Source organism: Novosphingobium rosa NBRC 15208, assembly GCF_001598555.1.
Lineage (GTDB): Bacteria > Pseudomonadota > Alphaproteobacteria > Sphingomonadales > Sphingomonadaceae > Novosphingobium > Novosphingobium rosa.
Genome location: NZ_BCZE01000036.1, coordinates 16,490 through 37,445, shown reverse-complemented (window position 1 = coordinate 37,445; position 20,956 = coordinate 16,490). Strand labels below are relative to the sequence as shown.

The following is a 20,956-nucleotide window of genomic DNA, read 5'->3' as shown; positions in this document are numbered from 1 at the left end:
GATGGACACACCGTAGATTCACTTGTTTGACCATCCGCCCCACCCGCGAATTTTCGTGTTCGCGTGAGAACTGACAAAAACCGGTTCCCACTTTTTGTCATCACGCTCTAGAGGGGCGGCATGGATCAATCCCCTGTTCTGACCGCCAAGCCCGCAGCCTCCGCCAAACGCTGGGCCGCTTTGGCGGTGCCCTTGCTGATTATGGCCGGGCTGGCGGCGGGGGTGCTGGCCAATCCCGGCCTGCGCGAGCTGTTCGTCGACGCCATCCATCGCATCGATCCATGGGCGGTGGCGGTGACGCTGCCGGTGCAATTCATCGCCATTCTGGTCTGCACCTGCGCGCAGCAGGCGCTGAAAGTGGGCATTCCCTTCCGCTCCAGCCTGATCGCGCGTTTGACCCGCGATGCCGGGCACAATCTGCTGATCTTTCCTCCCGGCCTTGGCGAGGCCATCGGCGCGCGCGTCGTGGTGCTGCTGGGCGGGCGGGGGCGCTCGGCCGTGGCGCTGCGGGTGCTGGATGTCGCCGCCGAGGTGATCGCCGAGATACCCTATATGGCGCTGGCGGGCTGGGTGCTGTGGGGCTGGTGGCATCGCGGCGGCTCGAAACAGGGGCTGGCGATGGAGCAGGCACAGCATGGCGGCTCGGCAGGGCTGTGGGTGTTGGGCGCGGTGGTGGCGCTGGTGCTGGCATGGCGCCTGTGGCGGCGCAGCGCGCATCACGCAAGCTGGCGCAAGACGCGTATGGGGCGCCGCGCTGCAGCCGAGGTCCATCTGATGCGTCGCGAATTGCAGCGTCAGCGCATGGGCTTGCCGCTGGCGATTGCGCTGCATGTGGTGGGCTGGGGCTTGTCGGGCGTGCAAGTGTGGCTGGCGGCCATGGTGATGGGCGTGCCTCTGCCGCTGTTCAACGCGCTGGCGATCGAGAGCGCGGCGACCTCTGCCCGCGTGATCCTGTTCTTCGTGCCCGGCGGCCTTGGCATGCAGGAGGCGGGCGCGGTGCTGGCGGGTCTTGCGGTGGGCATCGATCCGGCGACGGCGCTGGCGTTCAGTCTGGTGCTGCGCCTGCGCGATGTGTGCTTTGGCGCGGGCCTGCTGTTCTGGCCATGGCTGGAATACAAGCGGGGCAAAGCGGCCTGACCCGCTGCGAAGTAGCAGAAAACCTCATAGCGCAATGCAGGGTACGGGGCGCTAACAATAAAGGGATTGCAAAGGGCGATGGCCCTTTGTCCGCCGGAGGCTCTTTTACTTTGCCGGAGCCGGAGCTGGCTGGGCAGGCGCGGGCTGCGCTGCTGGATCGGCCAGAGGATCGTCGAAGGCGGCCACGGGCGCGGCCTGACCGTCCTTGGCTTTGAGCGCGGCGATCTCGGCCTCGCGATTTTGCAGATAGGCCTCGCGCAGCGCCACATAGGGATCGACGGCGGAGGCTTTGAGCGCCTTCAACTCGGCATCGGCCTCGGCGCGGCGGTCGAGGGCGCTCAATGTCGCCAGCACCACGCCGAAGGTGGAGAGCGACAGGGTGGAGCTGAAGCTGGACACCTTGCGCGGGCGCATGGCTGGCCCCACCGTGCGATCCTGACGGCTGTAGACGCGGTTGACGAGCAGGGGCTGGGCGAAAGTGTCGCCGCCCGCGCCAAGCATGTCGCGGAAGCTGCTGGGGCCGATGAAAGGCAGGTAGAGATAGGGCCCGGAGGTCATACCCAGCATGGCCAGCGAGTTGCTGAAGCTGTTGGTGTGGCCCTGCATGTGGAAGGGCTTGCGCTTGGCGATGTCGAACAGGCCGCCGATGCCCAGCGTGGAGTTGATCACGAAGCGGCCCAGCGTGGTCAGCGCATGTTTGGGGCGCAGCTGGACCACATCGTTGAGGAAGGTGACCGGCGAATAGATGTTGGAGAGCGCGTTGCGCACGCCTTCGCGCGCGGGGCGGGGGATCACGGCCTTGTAGACCATGGCGGGGGGACGGAAGATGAAGCGGTCGATGGGCTGGTTGATAGCGTAGAACACGCGGTTCATGCCGATCAGCGGATCGCGCGCGGCATAGACCGGGCCGCAGACATGGCAGGTGCCCAGAGGGGCCGGGTTGGTGGCCTCGGCCTTGACAGCGGCGACTTGCGCGGTGGCATCGGGCTGAGGTGCTGCGGCGGGGTCAGCGGTGGGTGAGGTCGCCTCGCTTGCTGGTGGCGTTGTATCGGCAGCAGGGGCCGTGATCACCGGGGGCTCGATCACGGTCAGGGCCGGGGCATCCACAGTGGGTGCCAGAACACCTCCAGTGGGTGCAAGCACCAGGCCCAGCCCGGCGATCGGGGCGGTGAAAATCATCGGGCGGCTTTCTGCGAAGGGCGGTGGTCGATCTGCATTCCTTCGCTGAGCGATGGGTCTTGGGCAAGACTCCCAAAGGTCTTGCTCGGTAAAATTGGCAAGATTTTATCTTGAAAGCGGGCGAAAGGCCCAAGCTGCGCCCCGCTGTCGCGGAGGGCAGCGATGGTGGCCGGGGCGATCAGCGCCGCCAGCTCGTCGCGATAGCGATAGCCCGGCGCGCTGCCGGGCCAGACATCCTGCGTGGCGGGATGGGTGTAAAGCTCGGTCAGGCCATCGGGCAGGGTTTCCAGCGCCGCCGCCATGGCCTCGGGCGTGAAGGCGCCGGTCTGGGCCAGACCCATCACCTGGTCGTTCACCATGATGCCCCGCGTTTTCAACCGGCGGCCCAGCAGCCCGGCCCACCAGCGCATGGCGGCGGGGCCGAAACCTTGCGCGCCATGCTCCACCGGCACGCGCATGGCGGGGATCCCTATCGTGCGCCCGGCATCGAGAATCGCCGAGGTGATCATCGGGTGCATATGGAAATGCTTGTGGGCATTCACATGGTCGAGCGGCAACCCGGTGGCGGCGAAGGCGGCGAATTGCGCCTTCACCTCGGCGCGCATTTGCGCCCGCGCGGCGGGGTTGCAGGCGATGGCGAAGGCGGTCTTCACCATATCGGGCTGGAACCAGCCGTCGGGGCCGACCAGCGCCGGGATCTGTTCGGGCGGAAGGATGGGCTGGCCATCGACCAGCACCACATGAAGCCCCACGCCGAGATTGGGTAGACGCTTGGCGCGCTCCACCGCGTCGGCGGCGCCCTCACCGGCCACCATCAGGCTGGCGGCGGTAAGGATGCCATCGACATGGGCGCGTTCCACCGCTTCGTTCACCGCAATGGCGGCGCCGAAATCGTCAGCGGTGACAACAAGGCGTTTGCGCGACAGGCCCCCCCCGTCGTTACCCGCCGCCTTCTGCTCGCGTGGTGCCCCCTGGCTGGTGCTCAGGCTGCTTCCTTTCTGCGACGCAGGAAGTCGAAGAACTCCACGCCTTCGCGCAGGCGGCGCTTCATCATATCCCAGTCGCGCACCATTTCGCCCACGATCTGGGCGATCTTGCGGGGACGGAAGTAGTAGCGCTTGTAGAACTCTTCCACCTTGTCGAAGATCACGGCGGAGGAGAGATGCGGGTAGGACAGCTGGGCGATCTGGTTGCCGCCATCGGTCAGCAGATGGTCGCTGCCGTCGAACCAGTTGTTTTCCACCGCCTGCTTGTAGAGGAACGTGCCGGGGTAGGGCGCGGCCAGCGACACCTGAATGGTGTAGGGGTTCAGCTCGATGGCGTATTTGATCGTTTCCTCGATCGTCTCCAGCGTTTCGCCGGGCAGACCCAGGATGAAGGTGCCGTGGATGGTTAGCCCCAGGCTGTGCGCATCCTTGGTGAACTGACGCGCCACATCGACGCGCAGGCCCTTCTTGATGTTGTGCAGGATCTTCTGGTTGCCGCTCTCATAGCCGACCAGCAGCACGCGGCAGCCGCCTGCCTTCATTTCCTTGAGCACATCGTAAGGCACATTGGCCTTGGCGTTGCAGCCCCAGGTGATGTCGAAGCCCTTGGTGCCGAAGCCCAGCTTGCGCAGCTCGCGCGACAGCTCGACGACATGCGCGTGGGCATCGGCCAGCGTGTCGTCGTCGAAGAAGATTTCCTTCACCTCGGGCATGTTCTCGAGGATGTACTTCACCTCCTCGATCACCTTGGGCACGCTGCGATAGCGGTAATTGTGCCCGCCGATGGTCTGCGGCCACAGGCAGAAGGTGCAGCGGCTCTTGCAGCCGCGGCCCGTGTAGAAGCTGACGTAAGGGTGGCGCTGATAGCCGCCGAAATATTTCACCGGGTTGAGGTCGCGCTTGTAGATCGGCGAGACCATGGGCAGATCGTCCATGTTCTCGACCATCTTGCGGTCCTTGTTGCGCACGATGGAGCCATCGGCGGCGCGCCAGGTGATCCCGTCGATCTCGGCGAGCGGCAGGCCCTTGGCCAGATCGACGCAGGTGTAATCATACTCCTCGCGGCAGACCAGATCCACGGCCTGGCAGGCCTGCAGGCTCTTCTCGTCCTCGACCATCACCTTGGCGCCGACCATCGCGATCTGGATGTTCGGGTTGCGCTGCTTGATCAGCTCCGCCGTGCGGATGTCCTGGCCGAAGCTGGGGGTGGAGGTGTGCAGGATGACCAGATCGCGATCGTCGAACTCATGCGCGATATCGTCCCAGCTCTGGTCATGGGCGGGGGCGTCGATCAGCTTGGAACCCTCGACCATGGCGGCGGGCTGGGCCAGCCAGGTGGGGTACCAGAAGCTCTTGACTTCGCGCTTCATCTGGTAACGCGCGCCGGCGCCGCCGTCATAGCCGTCAAAGGAGGGGGCCTGGAGGAAAAGGGTCCGCTTCATTTGTCTCTCATTGCTGTGGGGCGGGTCCGGCCTTTGCGCGGGGGCCGCGCTCAGGAGCATGCCGGATGCGTCCATTCTCTGTCATTGTAAGGCTTGCGCCGCGCCAATCAATCTTTCGAGCGATCAGGCTGACGCAAAAGATGGCGAAGCCTAGCACATCGCCCGCCGCGATGCACCATAGCGGCGCCGCCTTTCTGCGCGCTGTACGACGAATGGCCAGCGCTACGGCCAGCCGTGTGGCGATGGCGCAACAGATGGCGACAATTCCGGCGGCGGGCGCGAAGGGCAGGGCGAGCAGGGCGAGGGGCAGGGGCTGCGTCACCACGGACCCGGCATGGCCGCCCGGATTGAGATCGCGGATGGTGACGGCCCAGCGCAGGAAATGGCGCCAGAGTTCGGCGAGGCTGGCCTCATCCCCGGCATGATCGAGCAAAAGGGGCGGCACGGCGATTCTCTGGCCCATGGCGGCAACGGCGGCGCCCATGGCATGATCGTCGGCCAGCACATCGGCGAAGGCTTCGAAGCCGCCGATGGCCTCCAGCGTCTCACGCCGCAGGGCGATGGTCGATCCCATGCAGGGCTGGGCCAGGCCATGATGCAGCGCGAAGATCATGTTGGGCGTCTGCTGGAAGGAGATCATCGCCGCGCCGATCTGGCTCCACGGCCCGGCATCGCCGCGCCCGATGTAAAGGCAGGTGGCCAGCCCCACGCCCGGCTGATCCAGCGCGGCGGTGACGGTGGAGAGGTAATCGCGTTCCACCACCATATCGCTGTCGGAGAGGATCAGGATATCGTGTCTGGCCAGCGGCATCATCGCCGCCAGATTGCCGATCTTGCCATTGGCGCCGGGCAGGCGCGGGCCGGGATTGAGCGCGATATCGGCCTTGGGATGGCGCGCCATCAGCCATTCGACGGCGGAGCGTGCCTTGTCCTCGGGCGTGTTGATGCCGCAGACCATCTGCACCGGCGCGTCATGATCCTGCGCGAGGAAGGTTTCCAGATTGGCGCCCAGCTTCGGCTCGGCACCATGGAGCGGTTTGAGCAACGTCACCGGCTCGGCGCGCGTGGCCTGCGGGGCAGCATGCGCGAAAAACCGCCTGATCGCATGGACCAGCGCCAGCTGATACGCCGAGCCCACCCCCGAAAGGGCGGCAAGCGCAACACCGATGGCTTCAATCCCGTGCATGGTGGGCCCTTTAGAGCATCGCGCGAAAAAGTGGGAACCGGTTTTTCGCAAAAGCGATGCGGCAACCGCAAAATCTAGCTGCTTTGCATGCCGCGTAAAAGCCTTTAGGAGGCCGCGCTGTGACTGCTCCAGATCCCTCTATCACCGTGGTAACCGGCGTCGCCGGCTTTCTTGGCAGCGCCGTGGCGCGCGCTCTGGCGGCGCAGGGCCGCAAGGTGCGCGGCGTGGTGCGTGGCTCGTCGCCGCGTGCCAATCTGGCGGATTTCCCCGGCGAACTGGTCGAGGCCGATCTGCGCGATGAAGGCGCAGTGGCCGCCGCCATGCAGGGCGCGGGCGCGCTGTTCCATGTGGCCGCCGATTACCGCCTGTGGGCGCGCGACCCCGAAGAAATCGTGCGCAACAACCTCTCCATGACACAGGCGGTGATGGGCGCGGCGCTGAAGGCGGGCGTAGGCCGCGTGGTTTACACCTCCAGCGTGGCGACTCTGCTGCCGCTCGATGGTGCTGTTTCGGATGAGAACCATCCCGCCACGCCGCAGCAGGCCACCGGCGCCTACAAGCGCAGCAAGGTGGTGGCCGAAAGGCTGGTCGAGGAGATGGTGGCAAGCCAAGGCCTGCCCGCCGTGATCGTCAACCCATCGACCCCCATCGGCCCGCGCGATGTGCGCCCCACGCCGACCGGGCGTGTGGTGGTGGAGGCCGCCAATGGCAAGATGCCCGCCTATGTCGATACGGGGATGAACCTTGTCCATGTCGACGATGTGGCGCGCGGCCATCTGCTGGCTGAGGCCAGGGGGAAGCTGGGCCGCCGCTATGTGCTGGGCGGTCAGGATGTGACTCTGGGCCAGATGCTGGCCGATATTGCCGCTCTGGTGGGCCGCAAGCCGCCGAAGGTGAAACTGCCCATCGCGCCGCTTTTCCCGATTGCTGCTGCTGCCGAGCTGGGCGGGATGCTGACCGGCAAGGAACCTTTCGTTACCCTCGATTCGCTGCGGATGGCGCGCCATCGCATGTTCTATTCCAGCGCGCGGGCGCAGGTGGAGCTGGGCTATCACGCCCGCCCCTATCTCGAAGCGCTGCGCGATGCGGTGGACTGGTTCCGCACGGCGGGCATGATCGCATGACCCTGCTCGGCCTTCTGGTGGCAGCAATCTGGATCGGCCTGACGCTGACGGGCTTCTGGACCTGCCGCGAGCGTGACACCAACGCCCCGCTGGCCCGGCCCGATGTCTGGCCTGAGGTGGTCGCCGTGGTGCCCGCGCGTGACGAGGCCGATGTGATCGCCCGCTCGATCGGCAGCCTTGCCGCGCAGGATTATCCCGGCCCTTTCCGCATCGTGCTGGTGGATGACAATTCCAGCGACGGCACGGGCAATATCGCCCGCGCTCTGGGCTCGGAGCGCCTGACTGTCATCAATGGCCAGCCTCTGGCCGCTGGCTGGACGGGCAAGCTGTGGGCGGTTCATCAGGGGATTGCCCAAGCAGGCACGCCGCAGTTCCTTTGGCTGACCGATGCCGACATCGAGCATGCCCCCGATACGCTGCGCACGCTGGTGGGCATTGCACTGGGCGGGCGTCGGCGCTTGGTCTCCTTTATGGCCAAGCTGCATTGTAGCACATGGGCCGAAAAGCTGCTGATCCCGGCGTTTATCTGGTTCTTCATGATGCTTTACCCCTTCAACTGGGTAAACCGCAAAGGCCCCGTCGCAGGCGCGGCGGGCGGCTGCGTGCTGGTGGAGCGCAAGGCTCTGGAAGAGGCGGGCGGGATCGCCGCCATGCGCGGCGCGTTGATCGATGACTGCACTTTGGGCGGCCTCATCAAGAAGACCGGCCCTATCTGGCTGGGGCTGACCGACCGCAGCCGCTCGATCCGGCCCTACACCGGCTGGCGCGAGATCGGCATGATGATCGCGCGCAGCGCCTATGCGCAATTGCGCTACAATCCGGTCTTGCTGGTGATGACGATGCTGGGTCTGGCGCTGGTGTTTCTGGCGCCCTGGGCGCTGGCCTTTACGCAGGTCGGTGTTGCGGGCTGGGGCGGGGGCCTCGCCTGCGGCTTGATGCTGGCGCTTTACCTGCCGGTGCTGGCTTTCTATCGCCGCTCATCGCTGTGGGTGGTGGCGCTGCCGCTGGTGGCGATCTTCTATCTGGGCTGCACGCTCTATTCGGCGCAGGCCTATTACCGGGGCCGGGGGGGCATGTGGAAAGGGCGGGCGCAAGCCGCAAGATGACTGAAACAACCCTGAAGGCCTCCGACCTCGCCAGCGGCAAGGATCATAAGGGCGAAAACTTCCCCGTCGCCAGCTGGCTGGTGCGCCCCGATGCGCGCGCGCCGATCATGGCTTATTACCGCTTCGCCCGCGCCTCCGACGATGTGGCGGATGACGAAGGCACCTCCTCTGCCGAAAAGCTCCGCCTGCTCGCCCATATGCGCGCCGGGCTGGAGGGCAAGGGCAGCCCCGAGGCCATGGCGCTGGGCGATGTCTGCCGGGAACGCGGCATCGATCTGGCCCATGCCCATGATCTGCTCGACGCTTTCGTGCAGGACTGCCGCGTCAACCGCTACGAGGATTGGGAAGGGCTGATCGGCTATTGCCGCCTTTCGGCCATGCCGGTGGGCCGCTTCGTGCTCGATGTGCATGGTGAGGATCGCGCGACCTGGGGCATGAACGATGCGCTGTGCGCCGCGTTGCAGATCATCAACCACCTGCAGGATTGCGGCAAGGATTACCGTGGCATCGACCGGGTCTATATCCCCGTGCCGATGCTCAACGCCGCGGGGCTGGATGAAAGCGCGCTGGGCCGCGACCGTGCCGATCCCCGGCTGCTGGGCGTGATCCGCCTGCTCGCGGAAAAGACGCAAGGCCTGCTGCGCCAGAGCGCCGGTTTCTCCCGCGTGATCCGCGACGCGCGCCTTTCCGCCGAAGTGGCAATCATTCAAACTCTGGCCGAGGATCTGACGCGGATGCTGCTCACCCGCGATCCGCTGGCCGACAAGGTGCATCACGGCAAGGGGCGCGCCGCATGGCTGGCCCTGACCGCCGTGGCGCGCAACAGCATTTCAAGGATTTCCCGATGACCACCGCCCCTCTGACGATGCAGGATCTGCAGGCCAAGGTCTCGGGCAGCAGCTTTTACGCCGGCATGCGCATCCTGCCCAGGACCGAGCGCGAGGCGATGTTCGCCATCTACGGCTTCTGCCGCATGGTCGATGACATCGCCGACGATCAGCAGACCCCGCGCGACCAGCGCGGCGCGGCGCTGGATGAATGGGTGTCGGGCATCCATGCGCTCTACCATGGCGGCGAGCCCGGTGTGGCGGCTTTCCTTGCGCAGGCCGTGCGCGATTTCGATCTGCAGGAAGCCGATTTCCTCGCGGTGATCGACGGCATGCGCACCGATGTCGATCAGGATGTGCGCTGGCCCAGCTTTGCCGATTTCGACCTTTACTGCGACCGGGTGGCCAGCGCCGTCGGACGCCTGTCGGTCAATGTTTTCGGCATGGAGCGCAAGGTGGGCGTCGAGCTGTCGCACCATCTGGGCCGCGCGCTGCAATTCACCAACATCCTGCGCGATATCGACGAGGATGCCGGGATCGGCCGCGTCTATCTGCCCATCGAGGCGCTGGAAGCGGCAGGCATCGTGCCTTTGACCCCCGAAACCTTGGTGCAGGAGCCCAGTCTGGATGCCGCCGCCCGCTGGCTGGCCCCCAAGGCACAGGAGCATTTCACGCAGGCCGCGCGCATCCTCAAAAGCCGCCCCAAGGGTCATCTGATCGCCCCGCGCCTGATGGAGAGCGCCTATGCGCGGTTGCTCAAGCGCATGGTGGCGACGGGCTGGAACGCGCCGCGCGTGCGGGTGAAGACCTCGAAGCTGCGGCTGGTGCTGGCGCTGATCCGCTTCAGCGTGTGGGGCTGACAGTGGGATTCGCGCGCGCGCATGTGGTCGGCGCGGGACTGGCCGGGCTGAACGCCGCCACTTTGCTGGCCGAAGCTGGGCTGGCGGTGTCGCTCAGCGATTCGGCGGCGCGGGCGGGTGGGCGCTGCCGCAGCTATTTCGACCCCTCGCTGGGGCTGACCATCGACAATGGCAACCATCTGGTGCTGGCCAGCAACCCGGCGGTCAAAGCCTTCCGTGAGCGGATCGGCGCGACTGAACCTTTGGCCGGGCCCAGCCATGCCGATTTTGCCTTCGCCGATCTGGGCACGGGCGAGCGTTGGGAACTTCGCATCAACGATGGCGCGATCCCCTGGTGGGTCGCCGTGCCGAGCCGCCGCATCCCCGGCACGCGGATGGCCGACTATCTGCCGCTGGGCAAGCTGCTGCTGGGCAAGGGCGAGCAGACCATCGGCGATCTGATCGCCACCACGGGCCCGGTGTGGGACCGCATGCTGGCCCCGGTGCTGCTGGCGGTGCTCAACACCGATGTCGCCAGTTCCAGCGCGGTGCTGGCGGCCAATGTGCTGAAGGAAACCCTCGCGAAGGGGGGGCTTGCCAGCGCCCCGCGCATCGCCATGCCCACGCTGGGCGCGGCCTTTATCGATCCTGCCATCGCATGGCTGGGCGGCAAGGGCTGCGATCTGGCCACCGGGCGCCGGTTGAAAGCCATCAAGACCGAAGCGAATCGCGTCTCCGCCCTCGTCTGGAACGATGGCGAGGAAGCGGTCTCCCCTGACGCCGCCGTGGTGCTGGCCGTGCCCGCATGGGTGGCGGGCGATCTGGTGCCGGGCCTGTCCGTGCCCGACGATCACCGCGCTATCGTCAACGCCCATTTTGCCTGTGCGCCACCCAAGGGCGCGCCCGAGATGCTGGGCCTGCTGAACGCCACGAGCGAATGGCTCTTCACCCATCCTGACCGCGTGTCGGTGACCATCTCCGCCGCTGACCATCTGGTCGATATCCCGCGCGAAGACCTCGCCCGCACCATCTGGGCCGAGGTGGCCCAGGCGCTGGGCCTGCCTGCGGACACGCCGCTGCCGCCATGGCAGATCGTCAAGGAAAAGCGCGCCACCTTTGCCGCCACCCCGGCGCAGGAGCGGCTGCGGCCCGGCCAGCGCACCGCTTTCACCAACCTTTTTCTGGCCGGAGACTGGGTCGATACCGGCCTGCCCGCCACCATCGAGGGCGCCTTGCGCAGCGGCGATACGGCGGCGCGTCTGGTCTTGGGGCAGCGACTGGTCTATGGGCGCGGGTGATGAGCACCCCCGATTACGATACCAATGCCGACACGCTGACCCGCAACGCGCTGGATGAGGGCATCGCCCGCGGCGCCGACCGGCTGGGCCATGAGCAGCAGGGCGACGGCCACTGGGTCTATGAGCTGGAAGCCGATTGCACGATCCCCAGCGAGTATATCCTGCTGCGCCACTACCTTGGCGAGCCCGACGATCTTGCGCTGGAAGCCAAGATCGGCACCTATCTGCGCCGCATCCAGAGCAGCGTCCACGATGGCTGGGCGCTGTACCATGATGGCGGCTTCGATATCTCGGCCACCATCAAGGCGTACTATGCGCTCAAGATGATCGGCGACCCGGTGGATGCTCCGCATATGGTCCGCGCCCGCGCTGCCGTGCTGAAGGCGGGCGGGGCCGAGCGGGCCAATGTCTTCACCAAGATCCAGCTGGCGCTGTTCGGCGCGGGCAGCTGGCAGGTGGTGCCGACCATCCCGCCCGAGCTGATTCTGGCCCCCAAGTGGTTCCCGGTCCATCTGCTCAAGATGAGCTACTGGGCGCGCACCGTGGTGGTGCCGCTGCTGGTGCTGTGCGCCTTGCGTCCGCTGGCGAAGAACAAGCGCGGCATCAAGGTGGATGAACTCTATTCGGGCCAGCCTGCCGGGCTGACCTCTCAGGCCGCCCATGTGCATCGCATCTGGAAGACCGGCTTTGAGGTGCTGGACTGGGGCCTCAAGCGCTTTGAGAACCATTGGCCCAAGGCCATGCGCCGCCGCGCCATCGACCTTTGCGCCAGCTGGGTGACCGAACGCCTGAACGGCGAGGACGGTCTGGGCGCGATCTATCCCGCCATGGCCAACAGCGTGATGATGTATGATGTGCTGGGCTATGCGCCTGACCATCCGCATCGCGCCATCGCCCGTCAATCGGTCGAGAAGCTGCTCGTCATCAAGGACGATGAGGCTTACTGCCAGCCCTGCGTCAGCCCGGTGTGGGATACGGCGCTGGCCGCCCATGCCATGCTGGAGGTGGGCACGCCCAAGGCTGTCGAGCAGGCCCATGCCGCTCTGGACTGGCTGGGCGAACGCCAGATCCTCGATACGGTGGGTGACTGGGCCGAGCAGCGCCCCGATGTCCGCCCCGGCGGCTGGGCCTTCCAGTACGGCAATGATTACTACCCCGATCTCGACGACACCGCCGTGGTGGTAATGGCGATGGATCGCGCTGCGGGCGTGCGCGGCGGCAAGGATGCCGAGGCGATCGCGCGCGGCGCCGAATGGACTTTGGGCCTGCAGAGCCACGATGGCGGCTTCGGCGCGTTCGATGCCGATAATGACAAATTCTACCTCAATAATCTGCCCTTTGCCGATCATGGCGCGCTGCTCGATCCGCCCACGGCGGATGTGTCCGCGCGGGTGGTCTCGATGCTGGCGCAGATGGGCGAGCTGGACAGCCCGCGCATGAAGGCGGCTCTGAGCTGGCTGGAGAAGGAGCAGGAGCCGGAAGGCTCGTGGTTCGGCCGCTGGGGCGTGAACTATATCTATGGCACATGGTCGGTGCTCTGCGCGCTGGGCCGGGCCGAGCTGGATGCCGATCATCCGATGGTGGCTCGCGCCGTCGCATGGCTGAAATCCGTGCAGAACGAAGACGGTGGCTGGGGCGAGAGCTGCGATTCCTATGCGCTGGACCGCAAGGGGCATGAATTCGCCGCCTCCACCGCCTCGCAGACGGCATGGGCCTTGCTGGGGCTGATGGCGGTGGGTGAGGCCCGCTCGCCGGAAGTGGCGCGCGGGGTGGCATGGTTGCTCGCCAACCAGGCCGAGGACGGGCTGTGGGGGCAGGAGGTCTACACCGGTGGCGGCTTCCCGCGCGTCTTTTATCTGCGTTATCATGGTTATCCGCGCTATTTCCCGCTCTGGGCGCTGGCGCGTTATCGCAATCTGTCGGACTCGAATTCGGAGCGCACCGCGTGGGGTATGTAAGTGACAAGCCGGTGATCGCGGTGACCGGCACGCTGCGCGAGGGCGATCTGGTCAAGGGTCTGGGCGTGACGGTGGTGGCCGGGGGCTCCGACCCTGAACGCCTGCGCCGCGAGCTTGCCGATCTGGCGCCCCATGCGGCGGGCATCATCAGCTTCGGCATGGCGGGCGCCATCGACCGGCACCTGAAGCTGGGTGACATGATCATCGGCACGCGGCTGATCGGCGGTTTCACCGGCGATTGCGACGCGGCATGGATCGCGGCGCTGAAAGTCATGGTGCCCAAGGCCAAGCTGGGCGCGATCCATGCCGATGGCCGCTTCTTCGCCGATTACCGCAGCAAGAGCGAGCGGGCCGGGCGCAGCGCGGCGCTGGCGGTGGATATGGAGAGCCATATTGCGGCTCAGGCGGCCGCCGATGCGGGCATTCCCTTCGCCATCCTGCGCAGCATTTCCGATCTCAGCGAGGTCAACCTGCCGCCCGCCATCGCCGTGGCGATGAAGCCCGATGGCGGGGTGAATTACGGCGCGGTGATCGGATCGATCCTGAAGCAGCCGGGGCAGCTGCCGCATCTGATGGGCACCGTCAGCGGATTTGCCAAAGCCTATGGACAGTTTGGCAAGGCTTTGAAAAAGTCTGACGGGCGGTTGGGTTTCGATCGGCGGTAAGGACCGGGAGATGATGATGCCGAAGCTTGGAGTTGTTGCCCCCCTCTTCGGCATGCTGGTCAGCACGGTGGTGAGCCCCGTGCAGGCGGCGCAGGATGTGCTGCCCGGCGATTCTGAAATGCAGAAGGCGCTGGGCGGGGCCTACAACCATCTGGGGCTGATAGAATATTGCGCCGATCATGGCCATGCCTCCGAGGCAGATGTGTCTCAGGCGCGCAAGGTGACCTCGATCATCGTCGGCAATCTGACGGTCGAGCCCGCTGCGCTGGATCAGGAGCAGGCCGGGCGCGATGGCACCATCGTCGGCCTGCAGATCGTGGGGCGGATGGATCTGACCAATGCCGCCCATCCCGAGGTGGTGCCCGAGGGCCGGACCATGCTCTTCGCCGACAACGCCCGCGCCCAGAAGCTGACCGAGCGCGAGCTGTGCCAGCAGATGGTGGCGCAGATGCAGTCGCCGGAATAGGCGCCGGAACAGGGCGGCGCCTTCCGAAGGACCGCCGCATCATCCGATGGGCAGCCCTGCTTCCATGCGCTGGTGCCGGATTTAATCGCTCTTCAGCGCGGCCAGACGGGCGGCGACTTCATCCGCTTTCCGCATCGCCTCGATCTCGGCGACATGATCGGTGGGGGCGGGTTTGGGTTTGTCGGCTGCCAGAATGCGGTCAAAGGCCTCTTCGGCGTGGCGCAACTGCTGGGCGGTATCACGCTGGGCCCTGGTGGAGCCATGGCCGCTGAGCGCCGTGTCGAGACGGTTGGCCAGATAGGCTTCCAGCTCCTGCTCTTTGGCGTCCTTGCGGGCCTTTACAGCGGTCAGCTCCGCGGCGAGTCGCGCTTCTTCCATGGCGAGATCGGCTTCGGCCTGCTTGAGCTTGTCGGCCTGTGCTTCCAGATCGATCTGTTGCGCAATGGCCGCTTCGGCCAGATCGGGGCGGTCCTTGGTCAGGGCGAAGCTGGCCTTCCCGGTGAGCTCCTCGGCGGTCTGGCGCAACTGCTCCTGCTGCCGCTTGCTTTGCTCGCGGCGGGCCACCGTGGTGTCATGCTCGGCCTGAAGCTGGGCGAGGGCGCGATCCACCTCGCGCATGGCTTCGCGCAGGATGCTGCCGCTGCTGGCGGCTTCCATACGGTCCACAGTGTCTTCCAACCTGGCCGAGATGATGCGCCCCACGCGCTGGTAAATCGGTTCCGCCATGCCATGCCTCTTGAATGAATCGATGCCGTGGCGAGGCGATATGCGATCCATGCTTAAGCTATGTCTAAGAAGATCGTGGATGGCGAAAAGAAAAAGGGCCGCCTCACCATATGGCGAGGCGGCCCTTTTTGTTCGGCGCAAATCCGTTTACGCGGCGCGCGTCGCCCGGCGGTAGCCTTCGGGGTCGGAGATGCGGATCTTTTCCAGCTCCTGCTCAACCTGCGTGGCATGCACGTCCACCGCGCGGCGCTGCTTCGAAAGGTCGATGTCCTTGGCCATCGGGCCGTCGGTCTTCACGCCCTTCATGGCGACCTTCATGAACTCCAGCGGGCGCACGATGCCTTCGCGCGCGGCGGTGCCCTCAAAGCCGCAATGCACCATGCAGTTGGCGCATTTCTCGTACTTGCCGACGCCGTACTGCTCCCAGTCGGTGCCTTCCATCAGCTCGGCGAAGGTTTCGACATAGCCCTCGCCCACCAGATAGCAGGGCTTCTGCCAGCCGAAGACGGTGCGCAGCGGCATCGACCAGGGGGTGCACTCATACGAGCGGTTGCCCGCCAGGAAATCGAGGAACAGCGGCGAGTTGGTGAACTTCCAGTTCTTGGCGCCATTGCCGCGGGCGAAAAAGTCGCGGAACAGATTCTTGGTCTTCTCGCGGTTCAGGAAGTGCTCCTGATCGGCGGCGCGCTCATAGGCGTAGCCCGGCGAGATGGTGACCTCGACATCCAGGCTGGTCATGTGATCCATGAACGTCGCCAGGCTTTCGGGCGAGGCATCGTTGAACACGGTGCAGTTGACCTGAACGCGGAAGCCCTTTTCCTTGGCCAGCTTGATGGCTTCCAGGGCGACATCATAGGTGCCGTCCTGATCCACGGCCTTGTCGTGCATCTGCTTGTCGCCATCGAGATGGATCGACCAGGTGAAATAGGGGCTGGGCTCGTACTCGCCGATCTTCTTCTTGAGAAGCAGCGCGTTGGTGCACAGGATCACGAACTTCTTGCGCTCGATATAGCCCTTGACGATCTTGGCCATCTCGCGGTGAAGCAGCGGCTCGCCACCGGCGATCGAGACGGCGGGGGCGCCGCAATCCTCGATGGCGTCCATGCACTCCTGAAAGCTCAGGCGGCGGTTGAGGATGGCATCGGGATAGTCGATCTTGCCGCAGCCCGGGCACGCCAGATTGCAGCGCAGCAGCGGCTCCAGCATCAGGACGAGCGGAAATTTGTCACCCTTGATGGTCTTGGTGATCGCGTGCTTGGCGATGCGGAGCATGGGGGCCATAGGAAGCGACATTCGCGTGGTACTCCAGAACAGTCAGGGGCGCGTATAGACGGGGGGCGCGAAAGGGTAAAGGGCGCGGGTAAGGTCCGGTGTCAGCCTGCCTGTGCCGTCCGGAGACCCATGCGACGAAGCGCAGGCGGCAGGCTGAAGGAGACGTTTTCGCGGATTCCGTCGAGTTCGGATACAGAAAGATCACGGGTTTGTCCAAGCCGCGCGATCAGTTCCTGCACCAGCACATCGGGCGCGCTGGCCCCGGCGGTGACGCCAAGGCGCATGATGCCGTTCAACCAGGCAGGGTCAAAGGCGTCGGCATCGCTCACCAGCCAGGCCGGGACGCCGCAGGACCGGGCGATTTCCGCCAGCCGAGTCGAGTTGGAACTGTTGGCCGCGCCGACGACGACGATGGCATCGACACGCTCGGCCAAGGCGCGCACGGCGGTCTGGCGGTTTTGCGTGGCGTAGCAGATGTCGGCCACATCGGGCCCCACGCAATCGGCAAAGCGCGTCTGCAGCGCCGCGATCACCGCGCGGGTTTCATCCACCGACAGCGTGGTCTGGGTGAGATAGGCCACCGGGGCATCATCGACCAGCGGCAGGGCGGCGACATCCTCGGGCGTGGCCACCAGATGGACCGGCGCGGGGATCTGGCCCAGCGTGCCTTCCACCTCGGCATGGCCGGCATGGCCGATCAGCACGATGTTGCGGCCCTCACGCGCGAAGCGCAGGCCGTGGTTGTGCACCTTGGAGACCAGCGGGCAGGTGGCGTCATAGACGGGCAGGGCGCGGCGCTGCGCCTCGGCCTCCACGCTGGCGGGCACGCCATGGGCGGAAAAGATGGTGACGGCGCCATCGGGAATCTGGTCCAGTTCCTCGACGAAGATCGCGCCCTGCGCCTCAAGATCTTTCACCACGCGGGCATTGTGGACGATCTCATGGCGGACATAGACGGGCGCGTCATGCGCCTCGATGGCCTGCTCGACGATGGCGATCGCGCGCTCCACCCCGGCGCAGAAGCCGCGCGGCGAGGCCATGATCACGCGCAGGGGAACGTTAAGCACGGCGGAGGGAACGGCGGCAGGCGGGAGAGTCCTTTCCTGGCCATTCCATGCCGTATCGGCCCTGGAATCTCTGTTTGACGGCAAAAGCCTGTCCCTATGTTGCGGTCCGTCCAAACGGGGGCCTTAGGAGCAGACGGCCGCGTTCGGACAGCCAGACTAACGTGCAAAGTCTGGCCGTGCGATGAACAAAATGCCGTTGGAACAGTTGCATCGGGAACTGTGGGGTGATTGCAACACAGGGAATGGCCCTTAAGGTGCCCCTTGAAGTGGACGATCCGTGTATGGGGCATTCATTGCGCCGACAGGCCCCGTCCTCTAGGCAGAGACGGCATAGACAGCAGGTGTTGACGATGATGAATGCGCGTAAGCAGTGGGTGAAAAGCGTGGCTGCCGTGGCTCTGGCCGTGGCGCCTGTGGCTGGCATGGTGGCGGGCGCTGTCCCGGCCATGGCGCAGAGCAGCGATCCGGCGGCGGGTTCCGTCGATGCGCTCAACAACGGGCTGATCGGCATCATGAAGGCGGGCAAGGCGGCGGGCCAGTCGGGCCGGGCCCAGCGCCTCGCCCCGGTGATCGACCGCGTCTTCGACATTCCGCTGATGACGCGCCTGTCGGTCGGGCCCAGCTGGAACACCATCGCGCCCAAGGATCAGAGCGCGCTGGTCGCCGGTTTCCGCAATCTGACCATTGCGCAATTCGCGCATAATTTCGACGATTACAGCGGCGAGAAGTTCACCATCGCCCCGCAGGTGGACACGCGCGGCAATGACAAGCTGGTGCGCACCACGCTGGTGATTCCCAACCACGCGCCCGAGCAGATCAACTACCGCCTGCGCCAGAACGGCGGCCAGTGGAAGGTGATCGACGTCTATTTCCGCAATTCGATGAGCCAGTTGGCCACGCGTCAGGCCGATTTCGCCGGTTCGCTGGCCAAGGGCGGCGCCCCGGCGCTGATCGACCATCTGAACAAGCTGGCTGCTTCGCCCCAATAAGGCTCGAGCCATCCGGACATGCGAAGGGCGGCGAGTTGCCTCGCCGCCCTTTTGCGTTTCCAGACCGGCAGGCGTTTTTGCCAGGGTGCAGTGATGCTGCGCATCAACACCCTGGGAACGCTCAGGCGCCGCGCGGGCTCATTTACTGCCCGCCCTTTTCCTTGCGCCATTCCTCGGGCGATTTGGGCCCGGTGAAATAACGCAGGCTGAAGCTGATCGTCTGCGCCGCCGCGCCATGGTTGAACACCGCATCGCGCCATTTGGGCGGGCTCATCACGATCTTGGCATCGCGCGAAAAGCCCACGCCTTCCTTGGGGATGCCGAAGATGCCGCGATCGATCTCGGTGTTGCCATTCTCGTCGAGAAAGGCCTGAGCGCCCCATTCGCCGGGCGGCACATGCTCGATGGTCACCGTGGTGACGCCCGGATGCGCGGGCACGCTGCCGCTGATCGCGCAATTCTCCGCCAGCCACTTATCCTGCGGGCAGATCGCCACGATCACGCGGCCATGCGCATTGCGCACATTGCCGACCTGAACCACCAGCGGCGCGCCTGTCGTCGCGGCGGCTCCGGCCAGCAATAGGAGGGCGGGAATCAAGCCCGCGCCTCCGCGCCGGTGTTCATCCCGGCCCCAAGGCCCGTTTCATTCCAGCGCAGCGCCTTGAGCACCGTATCGACGATATGCGGCGCGTTGAGCCCCGCCTCGTCATACTGCTTGTCGGGGCTGTTGTGGTCCTGGAAGGTGTCGGGCAGGCGCATGGTGCGGATTTTCAGGCCATTGTCGGTCAGGCCCTCGTCGCTCGCCATGGTCAGGATATGGGCGCCAAGGCCACCCACGCTGCCTTCCTCCACCGTCACGACCACCTCATGCGTGGTGGCGAGGCGACGGATCATCTCCTCATCGAGCGGCTTGGCGAAGCGCAGGTCGGCCACGGTGGTGGGCAGGCCCTTGGCCTCCAGCACGTCGGCGGCCTTGAGAGCCTCGGCCAGACGGGTGCCGAGCGAGAGAATGGCGATCTTGCCGCCCTTCTCGCTGCCGCGCACGATGCGGCCCTTGCCGATTTCCAGCACCTGCGGCACCTCGGGCAGGGGCACGCCCACGCCATTGCCGCGCGGATAGCGGAAGGCGATGGGGCCGCTGTCATGGGCGACGGCGGTTGCGGTCATATGCGCCAGTTCGGCCTCGTCCGCCGCGGCCATCACCACGAAATTGGGCAGGCTGGCCAGATAGGTGATGTCGAAGGTGCCCGCGTGAGTCGCGCCATCCGCGCCGACCAGACCGGCGCGGTCGATGGCGAAGCGCACCGGCAGGTTCTGGATCGCCACGTCATGCACGACCTGATCGTAGGCGCGCTGCAGGAAGGTGGAGTAGATCGCGCAGAACGGACGCATCCCCTGAGCGGCCAGACCGGCAGCGAAGGTGACGGCATGCTGTTCGGCAATGCCCACGTCGAAGGTGCGGTCCGGATGCGCCTTGGCGAATTTGTCGACGCCGGTGCCGCCGGGCATGGCGGCGGTGATCGCCACGATGCGCTCGTCGGTCTGGGCGATCTTGGCCAGCGTTTCGCCAAAGACATTCTGATAGGCGGGGGCTGCGGCCGGGGCCTTGACCTGCTCGCCGGTGACGACGTTGAACTTCTGCACGCCGTGATACTTGTCGGCCGCGGCTTCGGCGGGGGCATAGCCCTTGCCCTTTTGCGTCACGACATGGATCAGGCAGGGGCCTTCGGCGGCGTCGCGCACATTTTCCAGAACCGGGATCAGCTGGTCCAGATTGTGCCCGTCGATGGGGCCGACGTAATAGAAGCCCAGCTCTTCGAAGAGGGTGCCGCCCATCACCATGCCGCGCGCGAATTCGTCGGTCTTCTTGGCGGCGCTGTGCAGCGAAGCGGGCAGATGGCGCGACAGCTTCTTGGCCAGACCGCGCAGTTCGAGGAAAGGACGCGAGGAGACCAGACGCGCCAGATAGGCCGAGAGCCCGCCGACGGGCGGCGCAATCGACATATCATTGTCGTTCAGGATCACCACCAGACGGTTGCCGGCTTCCTGGGCGTTGTTCATCGCCTCATAGGCCATGCCCGCGCTCATCGAGCCGTCGCCGATCACGGCGATGGCCTTGCCCGGCTGCCCGGCGATCTTGTTGGCCATGGCAAAGCCCAGCGCCGCCGAGATCGAGGTGCTGGAATGCGCCGCGCCGAAGGGATCGTACTCGGATTCGCTGCGCTTGGTGAAGCCGGACAGGCCGCCGCCCTGGCGCAGGGTACGAATACGATCGCGCCGACCGGTGACGATCTTGTGGGGATAGGCCTGATGGCCTACGTCCCAGATCACCTTGTCGCGCGGCGTTTCGAACACATAGTGCAACGCCACGGTCAGTTCGACCACGCCAAGGCCCGAACCGAGATGGCCACCCGTCTGTCCCACGGTGTGGATCATTTCGGTGCGTACATCGTCAGCCAGCTGACGCAGCTGCGCCATATCAAGCCCGCGCATATCGGCGGGCACCTTTACCCGATCGAGGATCGGTGTCGACAGCTCCAAGTCCATCTTCTTGCCTTACACGTCGCGACCGGCCCTGTCGATGCGTTCGGGGGGGAGGGCACGGTCAATTTCCCCTGCTGGGGTGCTTTTGCAACGGTCGGGGGCAGCAGTTTTGTGCGGCCCCGTCCAGTTGGCTTGCGGCGCCATG

General features: G+C 65.7%; 19 protein-coding genes. 10 read left to right on the top strand and 9 right to left on the bottom strand.

Annotation, left to right across the window (positions count from 1 at the left end; all coding sequences use genetic code 11):
* The first annotated feature begins 120 nt into the window (after nucleotides 1-120).
* The gene (locus SR3_RS14565; protein WP_068087354.1) at nucleotides 121-1,137 is read left to right on the top strand and encodes a lysylphosphatidylglycerol synthase domain-containing protein; all 1,017 of its coding nucleotides are present in this window, start codon (nucleotides 121-123) and stop codon (nucleotides 1,135-1,137) included.
* A 105-nt stretch (nucleotides 1,138-1,242) separates the two neighbouring features.
* On the opposite strand, the gene SR3_RS14560 is transcribed toward SR3_RS14565, so the two are convergent.
* From SR3_RS14560 to hpnI, 4 genes are read right to left on the bottom strand one after another with little or no spacing between them, the layout of a single operon-like run.
* Entirely contained in the window at nucleotides 1,243-2,316 is a 1,074-nt protein-coding gene (locus tag SR3_RS14560; RefSeq protein ID WP_068087351.1) for an MlaA family lipoprotein, read from the bottom strand.
* Complete coding sequence (hpnK, locus tag SR3_RS14555) at nucleotides 2,313-3,242, bottom strand: hopanoid biosynthesis-associated protein HpnK (protein WP_084455580.1); 930 nt, start codon at nucleotides 3,240-3,242, stop codon at nucleotides 2,313-2,315. Before hpnK ends, SR3_RS14560 begins: the two co-directional genes overlap by 4 nt.
* A gap of 56 nt (nucleotides 3,243-3,298) precedes the next feature.
* A complete protein-coding gene (hpnJ, locus tag SR3_RS14550) occupies nucleotides 3,299-4,744 on the bottom strand; it encodes a hopanoid biosynthesis associated radical SAM protein HpnJ (RefSeq protein WP_068087348.1) in 1,446 nt (481 codons plus the stop codon).
* Nucleotides 4,745-4,751: 7 nt separating this feature from the next.
* A complete protein-coding gene (hpnI, locus tag SR3_RS14545) occupies nucleotides 4,752-5,930 on the bottom strand; it encodes a bacteriohopanetetrol glucosamine biosynthesis glycosyltransferase HpnI (protein WP_068087345.1) in 1,179 nt (392 codons plus the stop codon).
* Nucleotides 5,931-6,049: 119 nt separating this feature from the next.
* Between hpnI and hpnA the strand changes: the two genes are divergently transcribed.
* The 8 genes from hpnA to SR3_RS14505 are packed head-to-tail and all read left to right on the top strand — an operon-like array spanning nucleotide 6,050 to nucleotide 14,213.
* Nucleotides 6,050-7,054 carry a hopanoid-associated sugar epimerase gene (gene hpnA / locus SR3_RS14540; RefSeq protein ID WP_084455579.1) on the top strand — a complete coding sequence of 335 codons (1,005 nt, stop codon included), beginning with the start codon at nucleotides 6,050-6,052 and terminating at the stop codon, nucleotides 7,052-7,054.
* Nucleotides 7,051-8,160, top strand: coding sequence for a glycosyltransferase (locus SR3_RS14535; protein WP_068087342.1), 1,110 nt, complete (start codon nucleotides 7,051-7,053; stop codon nucleotides 8,158-8,160). The genes hpnA and SR3_RS14535 overlap by 4 nt, the downstream gene beginning before the upstream one ends.
* A complete protein-coding gene (hpnC, locus tag SR3_RS14530; protein ID WP_174549155.1) occupies nucleotides 8,157-9,008 on the top strand; it encodes a squalene synthase HpnC in 852 nt (283 codons plus the stop codon). Before SR3_RS14535 ends, hpnC begins: the two co-directional genes overlap by 4 nt.
* Nucleotides 9,005-9,847 (top strand): presqualene diphosphate synthase HpnD, encoded by an 843-nt coding sequence (hpnD, locus tag SR3_RS14525; RefSeq protein ID WP_068087339.1) that lies wholly within the window; start codon nucleotides 9,005-9,007, stop codon nucleotides 9,845-9,847. Before hpnC ends, hpnD begins: the two co-directional genes overlap by 4 nt.
* Nucleotides 9,848-9,849: 2 nt before the next feature.
* Nucleotides 9,850-11,124 (top strand): hydroxysqualene dehydroxylase HpnE, encoded by a 1,275-nt coding sequence (gene hpnE / locus SR3_RS14520; RefSeq protein ID WP_068087477.1) that lies wholly within the window; start codon nucleotides 9,850-9,852, stop codon nucleotides 11,122-11,124.
* On the top strand, nucleotides 11,124-13,082 hold the full coding sequence (shc, locus tag SR3_RS14515; RefSeq protein WP_068087336.1) for a squalene--hopene cyclase: 1,959 nt from the start codon (nucleotides 11,124-11,126) through the stop codon (nucleotides 13,080-13,082). The genes hpnE and shc overlap by 1 nt, the downstream gene beginning before the upstream one ends.
* Nucleotides 13,070-13,747: a phosphorylase family protein gene (locus SR3_RS14510; RefSeq protein WP_157098861.1), complete on the top strand. Its 678-nt coding sequence runs from the start codon at nucleotides 13,070-13,072 to the stop codon at nucleotides 13,745-13,747. Before shc ends, SR3_RS14510 begins: the two co-directional genes overlap by 13 nt.
* A gap of 10 nt (nucleotides 13,748-13,757) precedes the next feature.
* Nucleotides 13,758-14,213 carry a hypothetical protein gene (locus SR3_RS14505; RefSeq protein WP_157098860.1) on the top strand — a complete coding sequence of 152 codons (456 nt, stop codon included), beginning with the start codon at nucleotides 13,758-13,760 and terminating at the stop codon, nucleotides 14,211-14,213.
* A gap of 81 nt (nucleotides 14,214-14,294) precedes the next feature.
* On the opposite strand, the gene SR3_RS14500 is transcribed toward SR3_RS14505, so the two are convergent.
* The 3 genes from SR3_RS14500 to ispH form a co-directional block, all read right to left on the bottom strand.
* Nucleotides 14,295-14,939, bottom strand: coding sequence for a PspA/IM30 family protein (locus tag SR3_RS14500; protein ID WP_068087328.1), 645 nt, complete (start codon nucleotides 14,937-14,939; stop codon nucleotides 14,295-14,297).
* Nucleotides 14,940-15,086: 147 nt separating this feature from the next.
* Nucleotides 15,087-16,232, bottom strand: coding sequence for an adenosyl-hopene transferase HpnH (hpnH, locus tag SR3_RS14495; protein WP_068087325.1), 1,146 nt, complete (start codon nucleotides 16,230-16,232; stop codon nucleotides 15,087-15,089).
* An 80-nt stretch (nucleotides 16,233-16,312) separates the two neighbouring features.
* A complete protein-coding gene (gene ispH, locus SR3_RS14490) occupies nucleotides 16,313-17,278 on the bottom strand; it encodes a 4-hydroxy-3-methylbut-2-enyl diphosphate reductase (RefSeq protein ID WP_281198729.1) in 966 nt (321 codons plus the stop codon).
* A 350-nt stretch (nucleotides 17,279-17,628) separates the two neighbouring features.
* Between ispH and SR3_RS14485 the strand changes: the two genes are divergently transcribed.
* A complete protein-coding gene (locus tag SR3_RS14485) occupies nucleotides 17,629-18,267 on the top strand; it encodes an ABC transporter substrate-binding protein (protein ID WP_245653925.1) in 639 nt (212 codons plus the stop codon).
* A gap of 142 nt (nucleotides 18,268-18,409) precedes the next feature.
* Here SR3_RS14485 and SR3_RS14480 read toward each other — a convergent pair whose 3' ends face one another.
* Both SR3_RS14480 and dxs read right to left on the bottom strand, forming a co-directional pair.
* Nucleotides 18,410-18,865 carry a DUF2141 domain-containing protein gene (locus tag SR3_RS14480; protein ID WP_068087320.1) on the bottom strand — a complete coding sequence of 152 codons (456 nt, stop codon included), beginning with the start codon at nucleotides 18,863-18,865 and terminating at the stop codon, nucleotides 18,410-18,412.
* A complete protein-coding gene (dxs, locus tag SR3_RS14475; RefSeq protein ID WP_068087318.1) occupies nucleotides 18,862-20,814 on the bottom strand; it encodes a 1-deoxy-D-xylulose-5-phosphate synthase in 1,953 nt (650 codons plus the stop codon). Before dxs ends, SR3_RS14480 begins: the two co-directional genes overlap by 4 nt.
* Between the last annotated feature and the right edge of the window lie 142 nt (nucleotides 20,815-20,956).